Origin of the sequence: Okeania sp. SIO2F5 (assembly GCF_010692685.1) — a bacterium.
GTDB lineage: Bacteria > Cyanobacteriota > Cyanobacteriia > Cyanobacteriales > Microcoleaceae > Okeania > Okeania hirsuta.
The window spans coordinates 1-5,790 of the sequence record NZ_JAAHGU010000239.1 but is presented as its reverse complement, the minus strand read 5'-3'; the positions used below and the strand labels follow the sequence as shown (position 1 = coordinate 5,790).

Annotated in this window: 6 protein-coding genes; all 6 read left to right on the top strand. The window is 39.5% G+C overall.

The genetic code is table 11. The features are described from left to right. The first annotated feature begins 730 nt into the window (after nucleotides 1–730). A complete protein-coding gene (locus F6K27_RS32150; RefSeq protein ID WP_287279939.1) occupies nucleotides 731–1,735 on the top strand; it encodes a hypothetical protein in 1,005 nt (334 codons plus the stop codon). Between the two features lie 16 nt (nucleotides 1,736–1,751). Continuing rightward, nucleotides 1,752–2,537, top strand: a complete 786-nt coding sequence (locus tag F6K27_RS32145; protein ID WP_287279937.1) for a DNRLRE domain-containing protein — start codon at nucleotides 1,752–1,754, stop codon at nucleotides 2,535–2,537. A 112-nt stretch (nucleotides 2,538–2,649) separates the two neighbouring features. Next, nucleotides 2,650–3,843 carry a hypothetical protein gene (locus F6K27_RS32140; protein ID WP_287279935.1) on the top strand — a complete coding sequence of 398 codons (1,194 nt, stop codon included), beginning with the start codon at nucleotides 2,650–2,652 and terminating at the stop codon, nucleotides 3,841–3,843. 22 nt (nucleotides 3,844–3,865) lie between these two features. Further along, nucleotides 3,866–4,543, top strand: a complete 678-nt coding sequence (locus F6K27_RS32135) for a PEP-CTERM sorting domain-containing protein (protein WP_287279933.1) — start codon at nucleotides 3,866–3,868, stop codon at nucleotides 4,541–4,543. A 59-nt stretch (nucleotides 4,544–4,602) separates the two neighbouring features. Then, nucleotides 4,603–5,220 (top strand): PEP-CTERM sorting domain-containing protein, encoded by a 618-nt coding sequence (locus F6K27_RS32130; RefSeq protein ID WP_287279931.1) that lies wholly within the window; start codon nucleotides 4,603–4,605, stop codon nucleotides 5,218–5,220. 425 nt (nucleotides 5,221–5,645) lie between these two features. Next, nucleotides 5,646–5,790: transposase family protein (locus tag F6K27_RS34200; RefSeq protein WP_353736073.1), on the top strand; the 145-nt coding region annotated here is incomplete at its 3' end.

Sequence of the window (5,790 nt, the reverse complement as noted above, 5' to 3'; positions counted from 1 at the left end):
GTAAACAATTTCAAGCTATAAACTGTAAATTATCAATACCATTACAGACATCCTTAAAACTTTAAGGTTTAGCGATCGCCTAATTTATGAAAAATACAGCTCATACAGTTACTTTTATATTACATTGCAAATATCTATGTAACATGTAAAGATGCCAGCGCTCATTGCTATATTAGACAAAGACTTCGGCTTTTATAAATACCCTGTTATACCATTTTGATAAATGTTTGCTACAAATGACTAGAGGATTTTTGTTTGAGTCAGGAGTCGTAGGGGCGAGCGCGCGAATCGCCCGTACAGGAGTCGTATGAGAATGCCTTTAATACCATTTTTTAGCTCTGAAATTATCTTTTTCTCTTGGTGCGCGTTCCCTCTCTTGGTCGGCGTTCCCATGGCGAGGAGACCCGCTCTTGCAGAGCCGCTCTGCGGAGCAAAACGCCGGGATCCGACCGCTTGCGCCGTGAGACGGCGCGGGGTCGCACCGCTTTGTCAAAGGGAAATCTTCTGAAAAATATTTTTATTCCCCTTACTATTCGTAACATTCTTTTTTCACGCTTGGTATTACTAAAACGGATTTGGTCTGAATTGTAATGATTTGACGATTTGAATTTATAGATAAAAACAGTATTTTTAATATTTTCTTAAAATTTTAGGGTTGACTTTTATTGAAAACCTTGCTATGGTAGCAGGAATCAATAAATGCAATAAATTCCTAATAAGTAAAAGCCCGATGTTCAGAGAAACTCAACTGATGCTAAAATCTTTTTCTCATTTACTTTTTGGCAGTTTGACCATCCTAGGAACAATAGGGAGCGCTAACTTAGCTCAAGCAGCGCAGTTGTTAATGATTCCCGACTCCCTAAACGATAGTATTCTTTTGTTTGATTCCTATGATGGAGCTTTAGTCGATGACAACTTTATTGATGGATCGGGAATTTTTCAAACTCCCCTTAACGCTATCCAAGTTAATAATGAAATCTGGGTAAGCGATCAACTTGCTGACTCTATCTTTCGTTTCAATTTTAACGGTAAACTATTAAGTACGATTAGTGGTGGACTAGATAATATTCGGGGAATGGCTTTCATTGGTGATCGTGTTTATGTGACTAATGCTGGCACAAATAACAATGCACCGGGAGCAGGAATTGTTACTTTTGACACTAATGGCAATAATTTAGGCTTTTTTGCCACAGGTTCTCCTTATGATGTACTTTTTTACAATGGGGAATTATTAATTAGTAATATTGCCGATGAGAATCTCGAACGTTATAGTTTGGATGGGTTATTTTTAGGAACATTTCATGATTCTGACGGTGTAACAGGAATAGATTTTTCCCAACAACTAGCGGCGCGTGGCGATAGCAATGTTTTAGCTGCTGGGTTTTCCAACCCTGCGGGAATTTATGAATATGATTCTGACGGCACTCAAATAGGTCTCTATACCAGTGCTGAGGGAGTAGCGAATAGAGGTATTAGGGGAGTTTATGAATTAGGTAATGGCAATATCTTATGGACTGGTGGAGATGGTGTTGTTTCTACTAATTTAACGGTTGGATCTCCCGAATTTGGCAGTTTTACAGATATTTATACTCGGCAGTCTTTAGGGTGTACGACTTTCTGTGTTAGTGCTAGATTTATAGATCCGCTTGAAGTTCCTGAACCAGGCTCAATTTTTGGGCTGTTAACATTCGGTTTTTTAGGAGCAGGTTCATTTTTAAAAGGCAAATCTTATTAAAAATAAAGAGTTTAAAATGTTGACAAAAAAATTATTCGTAGGTGTGAGTTTAGCAACTGTAACAGTTCTCAGCTTTCAGTCTGGAGCTAATGCAGATACAGTAAATATTTTAGCTGACGATGCTTACTATACCTTCCGGGAAGCAGTCAGCGCTAACAGTGATTTTAGACTTTTAGTAGATAAAGCAACAACTATCGGTTTAAGTCCTCAAGATACGTTTTCTTTCTTAAAGTTCGATCCAGATGACTTTTCCTCATTAGCAGGCAAGAATTATCAAGCCATTCTCACCCTTCAGCAGGATACAAGTTTAGCTAGTTTCTTAATTCCTGCTACTGATGCTAACCCACTGAATGTTAGCATCTACAACTTGACAGCTCCTTTCGATGATATCAACGGTAATATTGCTGATGTTGACTACGGTGTGGACGGTAGTAATGCGATCGCTACTACTGCTGTTGGAGATAACGGCATATACAGTTGGGATATTAGCTCCTTAGTCAACACTTGGATCGAGTCTCCTGAAACTAATAATGGAATAGCCTTAAGTGGTTTATTTGGTAATGTCGATACCAACGGACGCAATAGCTATGGAATTTTCTATACTGTTGGCGCTACTGAAGGTCTGGCTCCAACTTTGACACTGACTCCTGTTCCCGAACCTACTTCAATTTTGGGACTGTTTGCATTTGGCTTTCTAGGAGCGGGTTCGGTATTAAAAAAGCGGTCAGCGGTCAGCAGTCAGCAGTTAGCAGTTAGCAGTAAACCTTTAGAAGGGGATTTAAATGCAAGGTCAAAAAGCTGATAGCAAGTTAAAACAGAAATCTGCTAAAAATTAGAACAATTTTCATGTTTATCGTAAATTGACTTTTCAGTAGAAATTAATGAAGTACGGAAAAATAAGTCTAAAAATTCTTTTGGTATCTTGTACTTTTACAGGTAGCTTGGCGACTATTTATCCAGTTTATGGAGCATCTTTCGGTGGTATTTTTGTAGCAGATCAAACCCTAGATGGAATTTACTTGACCCAGGATTTTAATGGGGATGGTGGTGCCAATGAGACTGGTGAAGTTTCTATCTATTTCGATGATACAAACGCCTCCGGTTTCACTAATCCCACTGGCAATGTCTTCACAATGCTACAGTCAAATAGTGGATTTCTTTATTACGGTGACGGGAACACAGATTCAGTCTATCGACTCCTTGACTCAAACAATAACGGCAACGCTCTCGATGCTGGAGAAGCAAATATTTGGTTTTCAGCGGCGGAAAATGCTAGTGGACTGCCTCTGTTAACTCCTAATGGACTGGGAGAAGATAACAGCGGCGCAATTTACATAGTCGAAGCAGATACTATTAGCACGCCGAATGGAGACTTTGTGTATCGCACCGTTGACCTAAATAATGACGGCGATGCCAATGATATGGGAGAAGCAAGTATCTGGCTTGACCTAAAAGCTCTCAACCCAGCCTCATCTGCTTTTGAAATTGCTTTTATCGATGACGTAGCCTTCATTTCAGACACAGCAGGAGGAAGTCCGAGAGTTTACCGAGCTGAAGATATCAATAATGATAACGTAATCGACCCTCTAACAGAAGTCAACATTTTCATTGATAATACTAACCCATTTGGTATCGGAACATTCTATTTTGGCTTTGATTCAGATAGCAGCAGTTTATATGGCTTAGATTTATTTACTGATTCTATCTTCCGTTTGACAGATGAAAATGACAGTGGTAGCATAGATTTGGCATCAGAGGCATTAAAAGTATGGGAACCTAGCACTATTCCGACAGGTTTCGATTTTGGTGCAGGATTTTCTGTTGCCACAGGTCCAAGTGGAGAATTAAGTATTACTTCCAACGGCTCACAACCTAATGAAGATAACGTCTTTCGCCTAATTGACCTGAATGGAGATGGGGATTATCTCGATGCAGATGAAACAATTATTTATTCGTCTAGGGAACTCACCGAATTTTTTCCAGTGCGACCGCGAGTTGTAGAGTATGCCAAAAGTGTTCCAGAGCCAACAACTCTCTTCGGAGTGTTGGGAATGGGAGGTTTTATGGTAGGTTCAGCTCTTAGCGCTTTCTCAAAAAAGGTAAATTAAACAAGATTCAAGCTATATACTCATGTCTGATTATCTCAAGACAGCCGTTATTACTCTAAGTACGGCATTAAGCATCCTTATTCCTACAGTAGCTAAGGCTATTACTTTTCAATTTGATTGGACTGGTCAAATTGCTGGCTTTGGAGTTACAGGTTTGTTTAGCTATGAAGAAACCCAAAGTTACACCGATGGAATTGTCGGAACTGATGACTTAGATTCTCTCAATGTCTCATTTTTCGATCCTCAAGGCAATCTTTTGATAACCTATACTGATAATCATTTAGATGCAGGTGTTAACTTCAATTTTGACACTCAAACAAAGCAGATACTGCAGGCAGGTAATTACTTTGATCCGGATGGAATCAATATTGGAGACGGCTCCAGAAGTGATGGTTTAACATTCTGGTCAAAACCACCTCGAAGTAGTACACCTCACGTTCATCTAGATGATTGGATGGATGAGTTTGGTTTCCCTCTTGGTTTTAGTAGCCATGAAGATGTGGCATTTCCGACTCGAACTACCCAAGAATTGATTGACACGGGGAGAGTTGGCGAGACCTATGTTGATGAATTAACTAACTTACAAGCAACAGGAGAATTTGCCAAAGTTTCTAGCGTTCCCGAACCAGGAACATTAATAGGAGTGCTAAGTCTGGGAGGGTTCCTTTTGACCTCAACCTTACAGCGTCAGAAACAATAGCAGATTTAGCAAAATAACATTTTATACATTTTATATCAGTTTTATTAAGGAGAATAGCAATGACCATCAAAACTTTAACTATCGTAGCAGCAGCGATCGCTAGCAGTACTTTAAGCCTAGGGCTAGTAAAAGTTAACCCTGCTACAGCTGCTACCGTCAAATATAATTTCACAGTCAATCTCGATTCAGGCTTTTTCCTAACAGGTTCTCCCGAACTAGATATTGACCCTAACCCTGATTATTACAACGGTCAGTTTAGCTTTGACAATTCAAATTTAACTGGGGTGGGATTTGAAAGTTTAGGAGTTGACGATGGTTTGTCGATCGCTTTATTTAGCGATTCTCGAATTAATGCCGAAGATGACGAGCGTTATCCAGCTTTTCCAACCGTCAACTTTTTTGATGGAGAATTACTAGGGCTAGATTACCATGTAATTTATCATCCTTTTACAGCAGTCGGAGACTATTCTGGAGATTTTTTCCACTTTTCTAATGGGGATTTTACTGATGGTTTCGATCCTACCTTTTATACTCCAGAAGACGAACCACGCAACCCCATTCTCGGAAGTGGAACTGTAACATATGAAGCTGTTCCCGAACCAACAACATTAATAGGATTGCTAGGTCTAGGAGGTTGGTTTTTGACCTCAACCTTACAGCGTCGAAAACTACAGTAGATTTTTCTCGTAACCATAACATAGAAACTTTTTTAAATCCTTGCCTCTAACTATTTCTTATGAGGTAAGGATTTTTTATGAGAATTTTTATCTTCAACTAATAAATTTGTTAGCATAGGTAGGAAAAATTTCAATAGAAGGTAATTAAATTGCTGCCTAATATCATGTTCGGTTGAATACTTATAATATCTGTGGACCAAAGGCAGAAGGCAACCCACCCCTAACCCCTCCCAGGAGGGGAAGGCAGAAGGGAAAGAGCAAGGTTAGAAGGCAGAAGGTTTATTATAACTGATTATCCGCAATTCGTAGCTCCCCCGGAGGGCAGGGCTAATTCATTGTCGCCAGAGAAAAATATTGAGGAGTACAATGATTGGTGTCAAGTATTGAGTGAAGCCAAATATTCTCTATTTAGGGCTTAGATAGAAATGAACTTGTTACAAATCTTGGCCCTGTTACCAGATTTTCGAGCTGCCAGAGGGAGACGTTATCCATTATGGTTAGTATTACTGTTAGTAATTATGGGTACAATGAGCGGTTGTTTCTCCTATTGTGCCCTAGAAGATTTTGCTC

Coding starts and splice junctions, on each gene's coding strand:
- F6K27_RS32130 (WP_287279931.1), top strand. CDS start 4,603: ATGACCATCAAAACTTTAACTATCGTAGCAGCAGCGATCGCTAGCAGT.
- F6K27_RS32145 (WP_287279937.1), top strand. CDS start 1,752: ATGTTGACAAAAAAATTATTCGTAGGTGTGAGTTTAGCAACTGTAACA.
- F6K27_RS32150 (WP_287279939.1), top strand. CDS start 731: ATGTTCAGAGAAACTCAACTGATGCTAAAATCTTTTTCTCATTTACTT.
- F6K27_RS32135 (WP_287279933.1), top strand. CDS start 3,866: ATGTCTGATTATCTCAAGACAGCCGTTATTACTCTAAGTACGGCATTA.